Raw genomic sequence first — 18,965 nt, 5'->3', positions numbered from 1 at the left:
TGGGCGTGATGCGTTTTCGCAGGGTTTCGAGGGATAGTCCGGATTGATGTAGAGCACGAAGGGCTGGCCGGCCTTTCTGCGTTCGGCATCCGATGCTGCAACCAGCCCCGGAAGGTTGGCAAGAAATGCGATGGACCGGACCGCCAGCCAGATGCCCGGCGCTTCGACCCTCGGTTCCACTTCCAAGCCATCGGCGTCATGCACCGCATCGGCCGCGATCACGTAGACGCGGCGTGCGGCAACTGCCGAACCCTCAAACACGCCAGCCTCCGCCCGGTTCTGGAGATCAGCCAATGTAACAGGCGGCTCCCCCTCGCTTGCAACGACCCTAAGAGCGGCAAGGTCGACCGCTTGGGACCGGCGAAATGCAGGATATGGTCACATCGTGCCTGTCATCGAGCCACCACATCATAAAGGGCCTGCGTATCTGCCGTCGAAAAGCTGTCAAACGCTCCGATCGCGGCCAGCTTGTGCGTGCCGTTTACCCGGCCCCGGCCATCCGTCGCAGAACAGCCAACGGAAATGCCGTCGAGGACGCCATTGAACATCGGGCGGTAGCCCGTGAAGATGCCCGTTGCATCGACCGTGAGCCAGTGCCGTCCGGGGCCTCCAGGCCACCACGAAGGCCTGCTCGGATCCAAGCGCACCGGCCAGAGCGCGCGTGCTGGTACCGCTGCCGCTGTGCAGGTCGAGACGGTAGTTCTGATCCTTGCGATACTGCAAAAAGAGGCTGCCAGCACCGCTTCGAGCCTGCAGCAAATGGGCGAAGGTGACGGAACTTTCAGTCGCCGTGCCGCGCCAAACCATGACAAGGGTCTTTGCGTCGGCAACCGGGTTGAAAACCAGGCCAGCGTCCGCCGCAGAGATCACCAGACTGTCGCCATCAACACTGCCTGCCCCCCACGGCATCTGGTACGGCGTGGGCGTAACCTGTCCGGCGATCGCCACGACGTCCTGGCCAGGCGTGCCGATGTTCGGGCCGATCTCGAACGTCACATTGATCGGCTCATGGGCGGTGAACGTGTACTGAACTTCGTACAGGCCTGCCCCGTAACTGATGTTCCTGACCGCGTTGATGGTCACCATCGTTGTGGCTCCAGCTATGGCAGCTGCCCCGACCGGGCCAGTTACCAGCGACGCCCGATCGGACTCGGCCGCAGAGCGAATGCCGGAGCGCATCTGAGGTGACGAGCCGGCCGCGTAGAGGGCTCGCGCCGAATACACCTGACCGACAACAAGTGGTACATCCAGCAGGGACTGCACCCGCCCGTAAGTCAGTCCCTGCGAAGCCACACGGACCGCGCTCGACATGCCGAGAAAGTTTCCGGCTTCGGCGGTATTGTTCGTGTTGACGATGGTCCAGGCGCGCGGATTGAACGGGTTGGGGACAAGGTTCGTCCAAGGTTCCCGGCTGTCAAAGCCTCTATCCGTCAAGGCCATTGCGCCATCACTGAACTCGCGTGACACGCCGGATGTGTCTGCGGCGCGGCGAACCGAAAGACGCGTGTGTCTGGCGTCGATCTCAGCCATCGTCACGCGCCGCCCGCCGATCAGCGCATGCCCCTTGATGAAGTCTGCCGCGAACTGGAACCGGCGCATCCAGAATGGATACTGTGTTGCGATGGCTCGGGCCGAACAATCGCAACTGATCAATGGCCTGATCCCGAAGTCAGACGTTCCGGCGGACATGATTGCAAGCGGTCTCGGGACGCCCATCGTCAGTCGCTCCAGACCCTGACCGGCAACCCGGTCGGATTTCGGCTCAGGATCTTCACTTCGGTGACCGCATCCATGCGCAGGATGCGGGCGCCACCCTCCCGGATAGCGCCCATGATGACCCATGGCGCATCAGTTGCGAGCCGGGCATGGATTTCGACGGTCGTCCGATCCGGCTGGTCAACCTGCAACAGGAAGTCGCCGAGCGGGGCCCACGGGGCACTTTCGGCAAGACTCGCAGAACTGTTCAATCTCAGCATGCCCATGTCTCCCGCTGTCACACCCGTTCGCGCCGTCTCAGGGCGCTGTTGCCACCTTCGTCAGGCTCGATCGAGGCCAGCCAGTGCCGCCGCACCAGCGCCGGCCACGGCACACGGGCGGCCCAGCCTCCGGCATCGATGGACTTGCCGATCCGGCCCGACAAGCTCTCGTCCGGATCCCCGCCGAGCAGCGTGTTCGCCAGCTGCGACAGCGCCACGTGCAGATTGTAGATGTAGTTGAGCAAGGTCCTCACAGCGGCGCTCCCAGTGCGATTTCTGCCGCCCGCGCCTGGGTGATCAGGCCTTTGGAGGCAAGGTAGGCAAGGCCGTCCAGAGTGGCCGGGCGCGAGACGTCGACTTCGGAAAGACGCGGATCCTCAAGGATCGCCAGCCAGTCCGCGACGACAGGATCGCTTGCCCTGGCTGTGCGAATAGCGATGCGTTCTGACGCGGTGAACAGCAGAAGAAACTCCGGAGGCGTCACGACGGTCTTGCGGGGGATGGTTGCCGCCGCAGGTGTTGCCGCTGTCGCCGGAGCAGCCCAGACGGTCCCGGTCCGGTGCCATCCCCGTTCAACATTGTCCGGAACTGGCTCGAACTGGGCAGCAATTTCCGGATGGAACAACGCAGTCGGGTCCTGGGTCACCACATCCACGGCGACCGCCTCAATGATCCGTGCAAATCTGGTCATCTTTCCGTTCTCCGTTTCACCATTCGACAATCACGAAGCCGTTGCCGCCGCTTCCGCCGTCACCGCCGTTGGATGATTGCGAAGAACCGCCGCCGCCCCCGCCGTGACCAAACAAAGCGTTGCCTCCGGCCGCGCCGACATAGGTCGCGCCGCCAGCGCCGCCGCCGCCTGCGCCCCCGCCACGGCCTTGACCGCCGGATGTAGGAGGATTGCCGTCCGCGCCGCGGCCGCCGCCCGATCCGCCACCCGCGTCCGCAGTTGCACCCGCTGTCCCCGGCGCGGCTGAGCCATAGCCACCTGAGCTGCTTTCAAGGTCGGTCTCAAAGCGGGGAACGTAGCCCCGGGCAGCACTGACGCCAGCGCCTGTTGCCTGGACGATGCCGTCGGCATTCGGACCGGGTTGAGGTGAAGGCAATCCAGGTCCGCCAACACCGCCCCCGCCTCTACCCCGCTGGTGCCGGATGTGGCATTGACGCTGCCGCCGGCGTTTGCGGCCGCGCCGCCGCCACCGCCGCCGCCGCGCGTGTTTGTATCTGCAGCGCCATTGCCGCCAATGCCCCCGGCGCCAAGCGGACTTCCTGCCGCGCCGCCACCGGCACCGGATCCGCCAGCTGCCGAACCGCCGTTGCCACCTGCGCCGCCTGGAACATTGACCTGGCCGCCGACAGAGGCGCCGCCCGCGCCGCCAGCCCCCGTTGTTGCCCCGCCTGTGCCCCCGGCTCCGCCGGTGACTGAGAGCATTGCACCAAAGCTCGTCGTGCCCCCGGCCGTGCCATTGCCACCGGTTGCCCCTGCGCCCCCGGCGCCGCCCGCGCCGATGGTGACGGTGATCGACTGCCCCGGCACAACGGTGAAGACGCCCGTACCAAATCCGCCGCCGCCGCCACCGCCACCGCCGCGCGTGTTGTTCCCGGTCTTGCCGCCTAGCACCACCGCCGCCGCCTGCGCCCCTTGCCCGGACCCGCAAGCTGGTCACTCCCTCAGGAACAACAAATGCGCTGGTCCCAGCGATGACGCGATACTGACCGATACCGAACACGTCCTGGCCAAGCCCGGCAGACCTGGTGAGTGTCAAAAGCGAAATGCTACCGTTGCTGCCACCAGCAAGGAAACCAGGCGCGCCCTCTGCTGCCTGACCGGCGGCCTTGCGAAGAAAGCTGCCACGCGGAAAGCCGTTCAACCCGAAGTTCGCCATCAGAAGGCCCTCCCAAACGCCGCCACATGGCACACTTCCGCCAGATGGGTGGATGCTCTCAACGAGTGACCAGTACGGCAGAACCAGGCCATAGGCGCTGGCCGATGAGGTCGAGAAATCGACAACGCATTCAAACGAGGCAACCGTCGCACTCACCGCAATTGCCGGAACCGGGATCTCGGCGATGCAGCGGGCGGATGTGCCGTCGTGCACGAACAGGCGAACCATTCCGGCCGTGGTGTTGCCTGTCGCCTTGATGACAGCGCGATCGATGCGGCCACCGGATACCGGCATGGTCAGGATGGTCGCGAGTGTACCGCTACCGTCACGGTTGGTGTTTGCGGTCGACACGACGGCCGCACCGTACAAGGGCACACCGGTAAACTGGGGGGATGTGGCCATGAAGGGCTCCTCAAGCCAGAGGGAAACAAGGACTGAAACAGGGGGTTAAGCCAGGGTCTCGAAGCGGTAGAGCGCGTCGCCCGGGTCCGGCAGCGCGGCAAGCGCTGCCGCAATCATCTGTTTGACACCGGCCGGATGCGCCGCCTTGGTCGCAATCTCGCCCGCGCTGTGTTCGGGCAGGGTTGCAAACTCCAGCACGGTGTCGTCGGGTAAGGCGCTGATCGCATCCGCGATACGCTCATCAATCTGCAGGGCAGCGGACAGGGCTGCCGGTGTCAGCTTTCGCGGGGCAGCGGCGGACGTGTCATGCAGGATCAGAAGATCAGCTGCCAGGTCAACATTTGCGCCCGTGATTGACGGCAGTCCAGGGACGTCCAGTTCATGCGTGCGATCCTGCGACAGATCACCGCCACCCTTCAGGCCTGTGCCCGTATCGACGCGGCGTTCGGCCGCCACAAAGGCGTTGATCGCGTTGATCCGGATCACCAGATTGGCAAGGTCGGAAAACACCACATGCGCCCGCATCAGGGCTTCGACGGTCTGGCCCGATGCCGGCACCGGCTTGTTCACCGGCGGATCGTATTTGATGATGGCAATCAGGTCGCCATCCTGGTCGAACAATCCCCCTTCGCGGATGGTGTAGGGACCGTCTTCCGCCTCCAGCAGGCAATCAAAGAACGCCGTGTTCGGCGCACCATTGACGGTCCCGGAGGCCTGCACCGGCTTGCGCACGACCTCGCTCTGCAGGCTGGTTTCACCGCCGGTCGGGGCGTAGTCGCCATTGCCAAACGCCAGATGCGTGACGACCAGCGCCGTGCCGGTCGCCAGCGCCTGCGCCTCCTTGTTTTTGCCCCTGGTGGTCAGAATGGAATAGGTCGGCATGTTGCGTCCTCAGGCAGCGCGGGCGATGATGGAAAGGCGGGTCAGTGGCGAGACGCCGGCGCGCAGGTGCCCGGAGGCAACCGGCGGATCGAAAACAAACGGCAGGGCCACGACATTGATCCGCGTCATGGGAAAGACGGCGGCATAGGCGGGTGCCCGTGCTGTGGCTGCCATCTGCAAGCCGGTTTCCTGGCTCCAGCGTTTCATGGCATCGACAACCCGCCAGACCTGGCGAAACACCCGTCCTGCCCACAGATCACCGTCGCCGAAAATGTCCTGGCTGGCATCGACCGTGATCGTATGCGTGTCATGCGGTCCGGCCGGGGTCCGGTCGAACCATTGCAGGATTTCGGCATCGAGGCCGAACGCTGCCAGTGCAGCCAGAACGCCCGCATCCGTGCCCTTGGTTTCGTGCAGCACAAAGGCCAGATCGATCAGCTTGCGGACAGCCGGTTCCGGACTGCCGTCCGGGTCAAGGAACTCTTCGAGCGACCGTTCGGCGATCGCCAGGGGCAGGACCTCTGCCGGCATTTCTCGGGACTGACGCATCAACAGGCGAGCGAAATCAAACTCGCCGGCCATGGTCTCGAAAGCGCCAAGGATCGCGCGCGAGCGCTCGTCATTGATGCCCGGCGGGATCAGGCTCTCGGGAAAACGGCGCTCTGTCATGGCGAGCCTCCGCCCGCCGGCCCGGCTGCCTGCATCGTCAGGCTGACACCGGTCAGAACGGCAAACTGATGTTCGGCCAGTTGGCGGGCTGCCGGGCCGGTGCCCGGCAAGCCTGCGAAATCGAGGTCCACATCGGTGATGCCCTCAACGGCACGCGCGGCACAGGTCAGCGCGGACAGGGCCATGTAATCGCCGAGCTTGCGTGACCAGATGGCGGCGGCTTCCGTGAGCCTGGCTTCCAGCCGGCTTCGCGCCTCGCTCAGCTCGCCAGCGGCCCGGCCCGTCCCGGAGATCGAAAAGGTGACAGCCTCGGCGGCAAAGACAGACAGGGCATCGCCCTGCGGCCGCTTTTGCAGCGGATCGAGCCAGTTCTTCAGCCCGTCCAGAAAGGTGGCGCCTAAGCACGCCATCACTCATCAGCACGTAAAGGTGGATCTGGCCCGGCGCTGGACGGATCACGGCAACATCTGCAATCGCGGGCGAATAGGCCCGGGCCTGCTGACGATAGCTTTCACGGGGGCCGGCCTTGGAGATCCGCTCATGTGCGTTCATGGCACGTTCGCGCAAGGCCTCGTCGCCTTCCTCCTCTGTCCCGCCAGCTGTTTCACTGATGTTGACCAGGTCGGCATTGCCGAGCCCGCTTGCCGCAGCACCACCGGTTGCACCGCTACCCGGAAGCCGGATCTGGCCACGCACCTGGCCGGGCAGGAACCCGTTTCCGGTAACGCCGGGAACCTGCGCCGTGGCGATGGCTTCCCCCGCAGTCTGGCCGGCTGCAATGACGATCGCGCTGTCGAGCCTGAAGACGACAGTGCCGGCGGCAGGCGTGTCGCCGGCCTTGCCAGTCAGGGTCTGGGCCAAGGCAGGGGCGCTGAGCGTGGCGCGAACACGGCAGGTCGCTGGCTGGGCCTTCAGCCTGAACGTCGAGTTGTTCGCCGCAGCCACGTCCAGATGTTGGCCGACTGCGAACAGCAGCCACCGTTGTTCGGATGCAAACTGCGCCTCGCGTCCCAGAAGGGAGAAGCCGTATGACAAAAGATCGATCAGCACCTGCTCGACCTGGGCAGGATAAAGCTTGCGCCGGGGTCCTTGCGGATCGGTCTCGAACCAGGCGACCAGCTTTTCCTTCCAGTCCTTTGCAGACGTCAGAAACAGCTTGGGCGCACCCCGGGCAATCAGTTCGCGCGGCGATGTGCTTTTGACCAGGTCCACCATCACGCCGCCTCCCGCAGGATAACGTCCGTGCGCCGAAGGTCTGCCAGCACGTCTTCACGCGGCCGCCAGAACACGGGAACCTTGAAATGATGAAATGCCACCGCCTCGACCTCGACACGCTCGACCTTGAGGCGCGGCTCCCAGCGGGTCAGGCTGTCGAAGATTTCCTGTGCGATGCGCGGAATGGCAATCGCCGGCGGGCGGTCGATGAAGGCCAGCGCATCGCAGAACTTGTCCGGCTCTGTTGGCACCGAAAGTCTCGGCGTCAGCGTGATGATGCGGATGGCCTGTTCGAGATCATCAATCCCGGTGACCACTGTTCCCCATGCCCCGGCCGGTCCAGGTTGCACCCGGTGCTGCCAGTGAAGGTCATTTGGGCGAAGGGGAGCGTTTGAAACAAACATGCCGACATGAGCCCGCGCAGGAACTGATGTCGGCATAATAGAGAAGACGGATGAGTGAAGTTACGGAACAGTTCCGTGTCAAAGGTTAGTCGCCTGTACGAGGAAAATCAAAAATCCCACCAAAAGTCGACGACGAGTTCACAAGCTTAGATGTATTTACATAATCAATGAATTTCTTCTTTGTTATTATCCCGACTTCAAAAAATAAATCATTATGCGTAGATGCTATTTTCATCGCATCGACTGCATTTTGAATCGTCGATCCAGTGAATAGGTGATGGTAAAATGTTATAAATCCAACAAGGGCGTCGTGCCAATGCACGTCAGATAGTGACCCCCCGCCCAAAGAAAGAACGGCCTCTCTGCCTCTAACGTCATAGATAGGTGCGCTACGCTGCGCCCTGCCCTTACATGACGAAAAGCAAACAAGTAGTCCATTCGGCATTGCATCATTAATTGGCTTAAGCAATAATCGCAAATCAGCCCAGCTGACATGATGGCCGCATGATAAAACTATACCATCCTCGGTCCCGTGCGCGCTAATATGAACTATTGGAACGAACTTATCTCGTGTATCCGATTTTTGATGTCTAAGAAATTCACTTAAAAATCTTGAATCTGCCCCGATTTGAAATGCTTTCATTAAATTTTCATAATCTAAACAGACTGTGTAGCTATGTTTTATTTCCGATAAAGAAAAGGCCTCGCAGAGCGCTCGTCCTTCGGTTCTGCCATCAAACAAATCATCTGGGCTTGGACTTTCAACGACATAAACATATGCGCGCGTCATGAACAAAACCTCGGCTCACAATAAATACGCTTGTAGATCAGCATATCATCCAAGACATGTCACGCAGAAATCGGGAGTTTTCAAACCGGCGGCCCCGGAGGACCGGGAGGGGCGGTGACATGCCCATGGGTGTCGCCAACATTCTTGCCATTGTGCGTTAGGCTGTCGCCCTCGATCGCCACCGGCCCTTTCAGCGTAATGCTTGCTGCCTCCAGCGTGATGCTGGTGGCGACAACGCTGACGGTCTTGGCGCCCTTGACCGCAATGTCGCCGCTGGCCTGGTTGACAGAGACCGACAGGCCGCTGGCAAAGGCCATGTACATCGTCTCGCCGTCGCCGGTCGGCGTGCCGTCCTTGTCGGACCAGATGGCGCCCAGAACTGCCCCGTCCTCACCGTCCCAGTCCATCAGGCAGACCACCTGGCTTGCCTCGTCCGGCATGCGGTAAAACTTGTTGGCGCCGGTGCCAGGCTGGCAGACATGGATCCAGCCGCTTTCGTCACCTTGCTCGTCATCGAAGCGCACGCGCACCCGTCCTTTTGCCGGATCCCGTTCGATCACCGTGCCCCGGCGGTAGGGTGAATTCTGGCCGCTGTCGAGCAGCCTGCGGGAAGACCTGTCAGACACCTTTCAGCTCCAGTGCTGTCGTGTAGCTGCCGCGCTTCAGCACATGGCGCGCGCTGTGAATGAGATATCGGCCGGCGAACTTGCCAAAGCCGCCGCCGAGGGCGACCACTTGGCCAGCAATCAGCAGCGGGTCACCGATGACGGTGAGGCTTGCCGTCCGCCGGTCTTCGTTGGCCTTGGCAAGACGGCTCTTGGCGAGTTTCTGTGCGGTTTGCTCATCCTCGACCCTTTCGTCGATTTCCAGCACATCGCCTGTTCTGGCGGCCAGATCCTGTACCTCGCCCTGGATCAGCCGCTTTTCCTCGCCCTTGAGATATGTCACCCGGGCCTTCGAAAAGGTCCTGTCCGTCTTTTCGCGGGCAGACCAGTCCGTCACGGGCGTACCGCTCGCCAGGTCAAAGCTGCGCACCGGGGCCTGTGCCTCGATCATTGCCCGCTGGAAGAACACCAGCGCCTGATCCTTGATCGAGACGAAGTGGCCAAAATCCTCGGCAAGCCGCTTGATGAACTCAAGGTCGCGCTCGCGTCGTTGCCGCTTGTAGGCAAAGGGCACATCGTCGATTTCGCCCCGGACTGCCAGTCCGTGACGGCCTGCCACATCTGTCACGATGTCCTTCAGCGTGGTGTCGGCAAAGCCTTTCGACTTCTTGCTGCGCTGGTCGGTTTCGGCAAATGCAGAGGTCGCGCGGAAGCTCAAGGTGTCATTCGCCCGCGATCCACTGGCTTCCGGTATGTCCACCTGGAAGACACCGGCGGCAACAGTCATCCCGCCCTTGTACCCGAGTGCCGGGACCGCAACGATGTCCCCCTGTTCCGGCCGCCAGGCGCCGCGCCACAGCCCGGCATCGTCGCGCAGCTTGACCGCAATCTCGTCCGCCTTGCCATGCAGGTTGTCGGTAAATGTGAAGTCCAGGAGATAGGGGGCCAGATCGCTGCCGACATCGACACCGTTGACGAACAGGGACACGAAGGGTTCGGGCAGGCTTGTCATGATAATCCTTGCTCACGGCCGTTTCGGGCGCGCTGCGCCCTGGCCTGCGCTGGCGCGGGCTGATCGCCCGACGGCCATTCGGCCTTGCGGCGCGCCGCGCCGGGATCGACACCGTTGACGAACATGGACACGAAGGGTTCGGGCAGGCTTGTCATGACTGCCTGCGCTTCCAGGGCGGCAACAGGGTCTCGTCAACTGCAGCCTGCTCAATGACCGGGATCCGCAGAACGACGCCGGCCGGCAGGACTGTCGGCAGCGGGGTCAACCCTTCCAGGAACACCCCCTTGTTGGCGTCGATGATCAGGCCCATGCCTTCCGGATCCCGGTAATATCGCGTGGCGATGGTGTCCCAACGCTCGCCGGACCCGGTCCGGTGTTCAAGAAACTCTCCTGTCTTGACAGCCGTTGCCATAAGACGTGCCCTTCCTCATGTTCGTTTCGCCGCGCCACCTTCGATAGGCCCCTGTCTTCTAGGTTCCTGTCTTCTTGGTCCCTGTCTTCAGGGGCGCTTCGTGAGGGGATTGAGGATCGCCCGCGCCAGACTTGCGGCGCCAGAGCCCAGAAGACCTATGCCCGAGGCCGCCCCCGGACCGGCGCCAGAGCCCAGGCTCGTCGCGCCATCCGCCACCTCGATCAGTTCAAGTGTTGCCTCCAGCCGGACGATGCGGCCGCCGGCGGTCGTCTTCTGCAACGTGACGGACACCGATTTCGGCCAGTATTTCTTGCCGTCATAGCCGGATGTTCCGAACACCAGCGCCGCTGCCTTGCGCTCCCGGACAACCGATTTCAGCGTTTCGTAGGCGTCTTGCGGATCGCAAAAGCTTTCGTCGAAGAAAAAGGAGAAGCTGCGCTTGTCCAGATCCTCGCCGCCGTCTTGCAAGATAGGCTTGCCGCGCAAGACCTTGTGCTCATGCGCCGTGTTTTCGAGGGCCTCTGTTGCTGCGGATGGTCCCGTCATCACATTGGGAACGCCCATCGCAAGTTCGCCAAAATAGGCAAAGGCAGTCATCAGAACTCAAGCCTCCCGTCTTCGTCCAGCCGGCGCCGGATGAGCGCGACCAGGTCATCAGCATGGTCGTTGAGAACGGCAAGCAACGCGTCCCGGTCCGCAGCAGCGCCGCCGGCGATCGTCACCTGCGGGCTGTAGGTGATCTGGATTGAAGATCCGCCCCCGCTCTGGCTGGCGCCAGGCCCGCTAAAGCCAGAGCCAGAGCCGCGCACGACCGCGCTCTGGCTTGTGGCCAGCGGCTGTGGCGAAGCGCTTGCCATGGCAGGCAGGGCCGGGGCGCCCAGAGTTGCTGCCGCAAGCGTGGCGGCAGCTGTGCGGCGCATGGCATCGACCATCGGTCCGGGCCGGATCGATTGGGCCATCGTTTCAGAGAACTTCAGCCGGTGGATGTCAGACAGCGGCCCGACCTTGGCTGGCGAGGACGGCAGGTGATCACGCAAAGCCTGGGTCATGGCCCGCATTTCGGTAACGACCACATGTGCCCTGGCTCGCATGCCCGCCGCGATCGTGTCCATCATGCGCGCGCCGTGAACAGAAAAATCCAGCGCTTCGAGATGTGTTCGCGCGGCCGATACTGCCGTTGCAACAATGCCTGGCAGCGCAGCTGCCGCCACCTTGATGGCCGTGATCATCGCTTCGGTTGCAGCCATTGCGGATGGATCGGGCACACCAGGTCCGGCAGGCTGTGCCGTTGACCCAGGCGCGGAAAACGCATCAAGCCGGGCTGCCGCATCCAGCATCTTTTGCGCGGTCTCGGCAAAGGCTCCGCCGCCTGCCACGACCTTGGCCAGTTCCTCGCGGTAGGTTGCAAGGCTCATCTGGCCGGCCTGCAGGGCTTCCGTCAGCGCATAGCCCTGGTCGAAGTCCGATCCGAACGGATTGAGGGCCGAACTGGTGTTGGCCAGCGCCGACAGTTCGCCGTAAATCCGGTCAACGCCACGCGCGCCTTTTAACGCGTCGAAGGCGGAACGGGCCGCGTCGACGGCCCCGCCGACCACGTCGCTGAGCGCTGCGCCAAGACCTGCTGCCGCCTCCTGCATGGCTGTGAAGATCGCTTTCAGCCGGGACCAGCCGTCCTCGGCGACGCCCACCAGCCGGTCGAACGCCGATGCGACCCAGTCGGAAAAGCCATCGGGAAGGCGCGGAATAGGCAAGGTCAGATCTGGCCACTTGAATTCTGGCCACTTGAAATCGGGCCACTCAAAGACAAACAGCGCCTTGATGCCGGCCCAGGCCTCGGCAGCACGGGCCTTGATGCCAGCCCACAGCTCACTGAAATAGCCTGACAGCTGATCCCAGTTGTTCGCAATCAGTGCCAGCGGGTGCCAGGAAAGGTTCTCCTTGAACCAGGACCAGGCGCCGGCGGCCGCCGCCAAGATCCCGTCAAAGGCGGCCATCACCCGCGACTTGACCCAGTCCCAGGCCGCGCCGAACCAGGCGGTCACCTGATCCCAGTTCTGATAGACATACCAGGCGCCGGCGGCGAGAAGGGCGACCCCGGCAAGGACGGCGACAAGGGGAAGCGACAGGGCGGCAATGCCGCTGGCCAGCAGCATAAAGCCGGAGACGAGCTGGACCACGCCGGTGACGACACCCATGATCGTGCTGGCCAGTGGCAGGGCAATCAGCACCATGGCGAGGTTGTTCCATCCGCCCAGCATGTCGGCGGCATAGGAGAGCCACTCGGCGAGGATCAGGAACGTGTTCCACAGTCCCGTGCCGAAGGTCCAGATGGCTTCCAGCGTCGCGATGATGTTGCGGGAAATATCTTCCGCCCAGGCCTGAAGTGTTCCGTCCGCTTCCATCTGGTTGAAGGTTGTCAGCAGGCCTTGCAGCTTGTCCTTGGCCCAGTCGAACAGCCCGGCATCGGCGATCATCAGACGGAACTTGAACCACATGTCCGACATGTTGGAGACCATGCCGTCCCAGGACTTTGAGAGCTTGTCAGAGGCGCCGGTTGCCCGTTCGCCCATCAGTTCGACCAGCTTGGCAATGACATCGCGGCCAAGCTTGCCCTTCGACGCCAGCTCCATCAGTTCGCCCTGGGTCCGGCCAGTTGCCTTCGACAGCATGTCCCAGACCGGAATGCCGCGCTCCAGGAGCTGGTTTGCCTCCTCGGTCTGCAACTTTCCTTTGGTCCAGGCCTGCCCAATCGCCATAATCACGCCTTGAAGCTGTTCACCTCCGCCGCCTGTCATGGCCATTGTATCGACCATCGCCTGCATCGAGCCATTTGTGGGGTCAATGCCGTAGTTCTTGAGCTGGCGATAGGCTTCGACCACTTGCGGCAGCTCCAACGGGGTTTTTGCTGCAAAGTCGGTGATCCATCCCATCGCAGTCTTTGCCCGTTCGCCCGAGCCTTCAAGGCTTTCGAGCTGGACCATATAGGCTTCCATCTGCGCTGCCGGGCCGATCACCATATTGGCAGCACCTGCCGCCAGGCCACCGGCTCCCAGAGCCAGGCCGCCGGCAACGGTTGCCCCTGTTGCGATCCGTCCCAGGCCCTGACCCATCAGCGAAGCGCCCTGGCGCGCCCGGTCCAGCGCCGCGCGCAAGGAGAACGCCTTGCGGATGGCTGTTGCGATCTGGCCGGAAAAACGGGCCATAGCGGCACCCGCCTGGATGATCGGCGCCGAGATGCTTAGCCGCCGACGTGCGGACCTGGACCATCAGCCGCGCCATCCGGTCTGTCGCAGCGGCCAGGCGTGTCTGGGCGGCAAGTTGCGGCCGGGCGAGATTTGCACTGGCCCGGCTGGCCTGTTCCAGTCGCTGGTTGGCACGCAGCAGTTTCGTCAGCCGCTGCGACGCCCGGTCGGTGAATTCGGCAACAATGCCAAGGCGCATGTCCGCCATTCAACGCGCTCCCTTGAGCCCCCTGGATCCGGCTGCGGACCGTTCTGCCGCGCGGCGCTCAGCCTCCGCGCGCGCCTCGTCAAAGGCGATCTGGTCTTCGTAAATTGCGAGGAACTCGTCCTCGGACAGATCGTCGAGGTAGCCCGGCGGCCAGCCCCGGTTGACGAGGTAGGTCTGGCATTCCAGCGAAGACAGCCTCAGGCCGTCTTCGCCGTCCGCTTTCCCTCGCCCTGGGGCTCACCCGCCTCATCGTCATCTTCGGCAGAGGCACCGCCAAAGACTTCCGCCAGCAGTTCGTTGGCATCCTGCATCGGGATGTAGGCACTGAAGTCAGCCTCGGTGATGGTCTCGCCATCGAAGCGCGACACACGGCAGATGTAGAGGATCTGCGCTTTGGCCAGATTGTTGCGGGCGAGCCGAAGGCAGCTGACCCAGGTGCCATGCTTGCGAAACTTCGGGAAAGACACCGTGACGCCGGTTTCGGGCAAAACGAAACGCTCATCGCCCTCATGAGCTGCCCGATAGGCTTTGAGGCGGTCAATGACGCCCGGGGCGGCCGGACCACCTTCGCCGGAGAAATGGTGCGGGCTGGCAGGAACGGCAGAATGGGTATGCGAGGGGGAAAAATCGTGATCGGACATGCTGGCCTCCGTGGCGCGGATTGCGGGTCCGGAGGGTCAGCCAGTCCGGACAGGTCAGGCAGATCGGTTCTGCCGGGCCTGTCCGGGTAAAGAGGGGGCGGCTCCAGACCGCCCCACAGTCACATCATGCGGTCCAGATATCGCCGGAACTGTTCCGGGCGGTGTTCGCGAAAACATCGATCTCGAGCAACGTCCGGTCACTGTCGTGGACACGCTGCGCCAGGCGAGAGCACGTGAACTCATAATCGATCTCGTCAAGGTCGCCGAGCTTGGCACCGCTTGCATCGGTCTTGAAGAAGCGTGCACTGACGATTGTAATGAGGGTGCAGGAGCGTTCCCGGTCGTGACCATCCGGACCGTTGACATCAAGACGCTGGTGCAGTTGCAGCTTGTGCGAGATCGTCGGATTGTAGAATTCCTCGGCAAGTTCCGGCTCCAGGGCCTGGAACTTCATCGATCCGGTCAGGGCTTCCAGGACCCGGGTGGGTGTCTTGTAGACCGCGACCTGTCCAAGGGTTTCGATGTCGACCGTCTTCCATTCGATGGACGGGATCTTGAACTCGCGCGCGATGCCGAGAAGGGAATTGTCTTCCTTGTAGACCTCGGCGTTGACGATTGAGGCGAACCGGCGGTAATCGGCCATTTTCTGTGTTCCTCGTTCCTGGAACCGGCCTGACAGACCGGCATCAGTTGAGCATTTTCATCCCCTGCCTGCGGGCCGCAGACGCACATGCGCGCCGTCAGGCCACCTGCGGGTCTGTCGTCGTGGCAAGGCCAAGCGCGTTGCGGATCAGGTCGATGTTGATCGACCGCTCGACCGTCAGCCGCTCCATCAGGCCAACCGGCGCATAGTCCTGGCGCCAGTACAGCCAGCCATCTGCGATGCTGGCGGGCGTGGTCTTCTTGCGGTCAAAGGAAAACCGGAAATCATAGAGCGCCGGATCCTTGCCGACCGTCTTGGACAGGCCGTAGGCGTTGATCCGGTCCTCGACCTTTTCCAGCGAAGCCGGGTTTGCGTTGCGGTCCTTCCACTCGTCGAGGAAATGAAGGATCGCCTCGTCCATCACGTCCTCAATGAATTGCACATGGATGAAGTTGCGCATGTCCGTGACGGTCGGATAGGCAGCGGACCTGTTGCCGGAAACATGGGGCCCTTTGCCCCAACGCTCCTCGACCGTGACGATGCCCGCACCGCGCAGTTCCTGGACGTCCGACGTCTTGTCTCCGGGAATGTACAGCACCTGCTGCGCGGCCTCCTCAATGCCGGCAATCGGCCTGTTCGAAGGGGAATGGTGGTAGCCATATTCCATGACACTCGACAGCATGACGCCGGCCAGATGTGCGGAATAGGCGTCAGCAATCGGCTTGCGGCGGTTGACGAAGCCGGATCAAGGTTCACGACCTTCATATGCGGCCAGCACAGGATCGCGCGGCGATCGCTGGTCTGCCAGTCAAAGCTCCCCGACGGCCCGCGGGCTTCGATGACATGCTGCACGGTGACGCCGAGCGGCGCGTCCAGAAGATAGCGCGCCCGGATCCGTCCGGCGATCACACCAAGTTCTGCCCGCACACCGCTCAATCCGTCGAAGCCTGTTGCCAGCAGGATTTTGGGGAACCAGCCATAGGCCTGATAGCACGAATAGGCGAGCTTCAGGCCGGACGGATTGCCGGCCGCGTCGAAGGTCCCGATGATGTCGAGGGCAGTTACTCGCGAGGGATCGGGCGTGTTGGCTCCGTCCTTGTGCACCGCAGGATCAAAGACGTTGACCACACAGATCGTGCCGATGCCGGCGGTTCTCGCCTTGGAGAACATGGCGTTCAGCTTCTGCGGGATCGTGTAGCCGTCCCGCACCGGGCCGAAATGCCGGGTGATGTCGGACTGGCGCCGGATCAGGATCGGCTTGTTGATATAGGCCGCGCGCGCCGCCGGGGTTACGTGGACTTCATGGATCGGTGCTGTACCGATCAGAAACGCGGTCGCCGCTTTCAGTTCGCGGACGAGAAGGCCGCCTTCGTCGACATCGACGACTTCAGGTCCGAAGTAGCGTTCCGAGCTTGCCATGTTACGCGTCTCCGTTGCTTGCCTGGTGGGCCGGCATGATGAGGTTCAGGGCTTTCCAGCCGGCGACAGCCGCATGCCCCTCCGGCAGCAGGTAGTCCCGTCCAGGGCACAGCGTTTCTTCAAAGAATGTGACGGTGTTTCCGTCCGTATCCTTGCCCCGCAGGGAGACGGACTGGACCGGACCAAGATACGTGTAGGTGGCAAAGCTGTGGGTCGGTTTGGCAGGCATGGCCTAACCCTCCTCCTGAAAGCGGGTGAGCGGGATACGGGGGCGCGCCGGCGATTGCTCGGCGGCAACGGATGCGACAACGCAGGAGACATCCACCTGCCAGTCCCATTGGCCGGCAGCCTGGTCGGTAAGCCGTTCGCTCATCATCTTGAGCGGCGTTGCCCCTTCCAGGGCCGTGTTCTGCAACCACTGGCGCATCGTATCGAGAATGGGATAGGCGGCAGCGCCGCCATTCAGGTCGCCGAGGTAAAGGACGATGGTGAACCTGAGTTCGCGCGATTGACGGGCAAGGTCCATGCCATTGCCCTCGCCATAACGTGCGCCGGAATAATGGACCAACGCAGCCGCGCGCATCTTCGCCGGGTCGAAGGCTTCCGGGTTACCCGGAAAGCCGACCACGTAGAACTCCGATGGCAGGCACCGTTTCAGCCGGGCGATCAGCTGCGTTTCGATGGACTGGATCACGCTCACCGCCAGCCCTCCAGCATGGACGGGGCGCGGGCAGCGGGGAAACTGCTTAGCGATCCGGTCTGTCTGTCCCGCGCCGCCGCCAGGCAAGCCGCCAAGCCCGTCGCGCCCGGGCCCGAGGTCCGTCTTGCCGTCGCGGATGCCTTTCAGGAAGTCCATCACGTCCAGGTAGCGGGCACGCGTCACGTCATCCACTGCGCCTCGATCGGCAACACGGTCGCGCAGCCAGTAGACGACGAGATCCGCCGCCGCACCTTTCAGGCTCGCGGGCATATCCGCGCAAGGCACCGCGCCAAGCGCTGGGAAGCGGTTCAGCACATGTCCGTCTATCAGGCTCTGGGCACGCCGGATCTGCGCGGACAGGCGGTCCCGGTCGAGGGTCCGGCCACCTGCGGAGTTGAACCCGCCAATGCCCGCCAGGGCGATGAGATCTTCCTCGCTGTTGAGCGCGATCAGCTCGTCCACCGTTAGATAGCTGCCTGTCGTCATCGCTTTTAACGCTCCCAGGTCCCTGGACCGGACGCCTGATTGTCCGGATCAATCCGGCTTCTGTGCTTTTGCCGTACGCTTGCCGGATTTCGTCAGCGCGTCAGCTGCGCGCGCCGGTCCATCGTGATCCGGTCCGGCTTCATCATCGCCAGCTTCATCAGGGCCAGCTTCATCAGGGCCAGCATCAACAGGGCCAGTTGCATCGCCAGCCGGGACATCATCGGCAGGGACATCATTGACCTGGACAGGTGTGACGGGCTCCCCGATCACCTTGAGCATCAGCAGCGGTCTGGCCTCTCCAGGTGCCAGGTCGATGGTGTTGTGATCGGGATCATCCGGCGCATAGCGGACCCGGTTGTGCCGGACAGCAGCCAGGACGGGATAGGTCAGCGTATCGGTCATGGTCTCAGCTCCTGGTTTGAGGGATCAGGCCGCATTGCGGATCAGGAAACCGGCCCGGTTGGCCACGATCAGCTCGCGCACTTCCTCGCCGGAACGGACGAGCTTGCCGCCCCGCAAGCCCATGTTGGCCGGAAGCGTGCCGGCGATCTTGGTACCCAGCTGAGCGGTGTAGCCGAAGGTCAGTCCACCGGTGGTGTCAGCCGTCCGGTTGATGAACTGGCCTGCAACGATATTGTCCCAGACCCGGGCCAGAACCGGCGCCTCGCCCGGACGCTTGATGTTGACGCGGCTTTCGCCCACCAGAACACGCTGGACCTCCAGGAGTTCGGCAATCTGCTGCCGCGTTGCCCGGCCCTGGTCGCCGGAGTTTCCGTGCACGGCCTTGACGACCTTCGGGTGCTTGCGCAGGGCACGCCAGGCGCTGAAGCCCAGTGTCAGCTGGTTCGGCCGCTGCCAGCAGGTCGCCATCAGATCTTCGATCACCGTGATCGGATCGCTCGCAGGGTCCGTGAAGATGTCGGCACCGGCCAGGGTCTCGACGTGGTCGGGGTGATAGTTGGCCGGATCCTTGACCAGACTTGCCGTACGCACTTCCCGGTCGAGAAGGACAATGTCCGCCGCCCGTTCGGTCGCCCGCCTGTCCGGGTCCCACTTGTTGCGCTGAGCCTCGGCGATGGTCTTGTTGTCGAGCGGGATGTCGATGCCATACTCCTCGGTACTGGCCTCCCGCTCGCTGCCGGAAATCTCCACCTGGTTCGGCGCCGAGCGGCGTCCGACGCGGGTGTCGGGCAGCGTGAAGGCTTCCGCCTCGTCGTAGACCTGATACTTGAAGGTTGCGGCCGGCGCGGGCACCCGGGGCAAGACCTGGTCGGCGATCAGGTTGTAGTCCGGGTTGGAATAGGCGATGGCAATCGCGGTCAGGACCGCGCTTTCGGTAAACTGGTCAGTGGCGCTGGACATGGCTGCTTTCT

Annotated in this window: 26 protein-coding genes; all 26 read right to left on the bottom strand. The window is 63.0% G+C overall.

Annotated features, from left to right (window positions below; all coding sequences use genetic code 11):
- On the bottom strand, positions 1–294 hold a 294-nt coding region (locus OVA12_RS00280; protein WP_268133655.1), incomplete at its 3' end, for a hypothetical protein.
- Between the two features lie 150 nt (positions 295–444).
- Positions 445–1,653: a hypothetical protein gene (locus OVA12_RS00275; RefSeq protein WP_268133654.1), complete on the bottom strand. Its 1,209-nt coding sequence runs from the start codon at positions 1,651–1,653 to the stop codon at positions 445–447.
- 65 nt (positions 1,654–1,718) lie between these two features.
- On the bottom strand, positions 1,719–1,976 hold the full coding sequence (locus tag OVA12_RS00270; protein WP_268133653.1) for a hypothetical protein: 258 nt from the start codon (positions 1,974–1,976) through the stop codon (positions 1,719–1,721).
- A gap of 17 nt (positions 1,977–1,993) precedes the next feature.
- A complete protein-coding gene (locus OVA12_RS00265; protein WP_268133652.1) occupies positions 1,994–2,230 on the bottom strand; it encodes a hypothetical protein in 237 nt (78 codons plus the stop codon).
- The gene (locus OVA12_RS00260) at positions 2,227–2,667 is read right to left on the bottom strand and encodes a hypothetical protein (protein ID WP_268133651.1); all 441 of its coding nucleotides are present in this window, start codon (positions 2,665–2,667) and stop codon (positions 2,227–2,229) included. Before OVA12_RS00260 ends, OVA12_RS00265 begins: the two co-directional genes overlap by 4 nt.
- A 30-nt stretch (positions 2,668–2,697) precedes the next feature.
- A complete protein-coding gene (locus OVA12_RS00255; RefSeq protein ID WP_268133650.1) occupies positions 2,698–3,597 on the bottom strand; it encodes a hypothetical protein in 900 nt (299 codons plus the stop codon).
- 712 nt (positions 3,598–4,309) lie between these two features.
- The gene (locus tag OVA12_RS00250) at positions 4,310–5,146 is read right to left on the bottom strand and encodes a phage tail-collar fiber domain-containing protein (RefSeq protein WP_268133649.1); all 837 of its coding nucleotides are present in this window, start codon (positions 5,144–5,146) and stop codon (positions 4,310–4,312) included.
- A gap of 9 nt (positions 5,147–5,155) precedes the next feature.
- Positions 5,156–5,815, bottom strand: coding sequence for a phage tail protein (locus OVA12_RS00245; protein WP_268133648.1), 660 nt, complete (start codon positions 5,813–5,815; stop codon positions 5,156–5,158).
- Positions 5,812–6,000: a hypothetical protein gene (locus OVA12_RS00240; protein WP_268133647.1), complete on the bottom strand. Its 189-nt coding sequence runs from the start codon at positions 5,998–6,000 to the stop codon at positions 5,812–5,814. The genes OVA12_RS00245 and OVA12_RS00240 overlap by 4 nt, the downstream gene beginning before the upstream one ends.
- Positions 5,960–7,030 (bottom strand): baseplate J/gp47 family protein, encoded by a 1,071-nt coding sequence (locus tag OVA12_RS00235; RefSeq protein WP_268133646.1) that lies wholly within the window; start codon positions 7,028–7,030, stop codon positions 5,960–5,962. The genes OVA12_RS00240 and OVA12_RS00235 overlap by 41 nt, the downstream gene beginning before the upstream one ends.
- Positions 7,030–7,347 (bottom strand): phage baseplate protein, encoded by a 318-nt coding sequence (locus tag OVA12_RS00230; RefSeq protein WP_268133645.1) that lies wholly within the window; start codon positions 7,345–7,347, stop codon positions 7,030–7,032. Before OVA12_RS00230 ends, OVA12_RS00235 begins: the two co-directional genes overlap by 1 nt.
- 172 nt (positions 7,348–7,519) lie before the next feature.
- Positions 7,520–8,224, bottom strand: coding sequence for a hypothetical protein (locus tag OVA12_RS00225; RefSeq protein ID WP_268133644.1), 705 nt, complete (start codon positions 8,222–8,224; stop codon positions 7,520–7,522).
- 80 nt (positions 8,225–8,304) lie between these two features.
- The gene (locus OVA12_RS00220; RefSeq protein ID WP_268133643.1) at positions 8,305–8,850 is read right to left on the bottom strand and encodes a phage baseplate assembly protein V; all 546 of its coding nucleotides are present in this window, start codon (positions 8,848–8,850) and stop codon (positions 8,305–8,307) included.
- Positions 8,843–9,841, bottom strand: a complete 999-nt coding sequence (locus OVA12_RS00215) for a phage late control D family protein (protein ID WP_268133642.1) — start codon at positions 9,839–9,841, stop codon at positions 8,843–8,845. The genes OVA12_RS00220 and OVA12_RS00215 overlap by 8 nt, the downstream gene beginning before the upstream one ends.
- On the bottom strand, positions 9,838–9,996 hold the full coding sequence (locus OVA12_RS00210; protein WP_268133641.1) for a hypothetical protein: 159 nt from the start codon (positions 9,994–9,996) through the stop codon (positions 9,838–9,840). Before OVA12_RS00210 ends, OVA12_RS00215 begins: the two co-directional genes overlap by 4 nt.
- Positions 9,993–10,253 carry a tail protein X gene (locus OVA12_RS00205; RefSeq protein WP_268133640.1) on the bottom strand — a complete coding sequence of 87 codons (261 nt, stop codon included), beginning with the start codon at positions 10,251–10,253 and terminating at the stop codon, positions 9,993–9,995. The genes OVA12_RS00210 and OVA12_RS00205 overlap by 4 nt, the downstream gene beginning before the upstream one ends.
- An 87-nt stretch (positions 10,254–10,340) precedes the next feature.
- Positions 10,341–10,850: a phage tail protein gene (locus OVA12_RS00200; protein WP_268133639.1), complete on the bottom strand. Its 510-nt coding sequence runs from the start codon at positions 10,848–10,850 to the stop codon at positions 10,341–10,343.
- Complete coding sequence (locus tag OVA12_RS00195; RefSeq protein WP_268133638.1) at positions 10,850–13,456, bottom strand: tape measure protein; 2,607 nt, start codon at positions 13,454–13,456, stop codon at positions 10,850–10,852. Before OVA12_RS00195 ends, OVA12_RS00200 begins: the two co-directional genes overlap by 1 nt.
- 444 nt (positions 13,457–13,900) lie before the next feature.
- The gene (locus tag OVA12_RS00190; protein ID WP_268133637.1) at positions 13,901–14,344 is read right to left on the bottom strand and encodes a hypothetical protein; all 444 of its coding nucleotides are present in this window, start codon (positions 14,342–14,344) and stop codon (positions 13,901–13,903) included.
- A gap of 124 nt (positions 14,345–14,468) precedes the next feature.
- Entirely contained in the window at positions 14,469–14,987 is a 519-nt protein-coding gene (locus OVA12_RS00185; RefSeq protein WP_268133635.1) for a phage major tail tube protein, read from the bottom strand.
- Between the two features lie 97 nt (positions 14,988–15,084).
- On the bottom strand, positions 15,085–15,447 hold the full coding sequence (locus tag OVA12_RS00180; protein WP_268133634.1) for a hypothetical protein: 363 nt from the start codon (positions 15,445–15,447) through the stop codon (positions 15,085–15,087).
- Positions 15,408–16,406 (bottom strand): hypothetical protein, encoded by a 999-nt coding sequence (locus tag OVA12_RS00175; protein ID WP_268133633.1) that lies wholly within the window; start codon positions 16,404–16,406, stop codon positions 15,408–15,410. The genes OVA12_RS00180 and OVA12_RS00175 overlap by 40 nt, the downstream gene beginning before the upstream one ends.
- A gap of 1 nt (position 16,407) precedes the next feature.
- Positions 16,408–16,635: a hypothetical protein gene (locus tag OVA12_RS00170; RefSeq protein WP_268133632.1), complete on the bottom strand. Its 228-nt coding sequence runs from the start codon at positions 16,633–16,635 to the stop codon at positions 16,408–16,410.
- Positions 16,636–16,638: 3 nt separating this feature from the next.
- Positions 16,639–17,592 (bottom strand): Gp37 family protein, encoded by a 954-nt coding sequence (locus OVA12_RS00165; RefSeq protein ID WP_268133631.1) that lies wholly within the window; start codon positions 17,590–17,592, stop codon positions 16,639–16,641.
- Positions 17,593–17,640: 48 nt separating this feature from the next.
- A complete protein-coding gene (locus OVA12_RS00160; protein ID WP_268133630.1) occupies positions 17,641–17,994 on the bottom strand; it encodes a hypothetical protein in 354 nt (117 codons plus the stop codon).
- A gap of 24 nt (positions 17,995–18,018) precedes the next feature.
- Positions 18,019–18,954: a capsid protein gene (locus OVA12_RS00155; RefSeq protein WP_268133629.1), complete on the bottom strand. Its 936-nt coding sequence runs from the start codon at positions 18,952–18,954 to the stop codon at positions 18,019–18,021.
- Positions 18,955–18,965 lie beyond the last annotated feature (11 nt).

It is taken from the genome of Pannonibacter sp. SL95 (assembly GCF_026672425.1).
Classification (GTDB): domain Bacteria; phylum Pseudomonadota; class Alphaproteobacteria; order Rhizobiales; family Stappiaceae; genus Pannonibacter.
The sequence above is the reverse complement of the archived record's forward strand: the minus strand, read 5'-3'. Positions and strand labels throughout refer to the sequence as shown.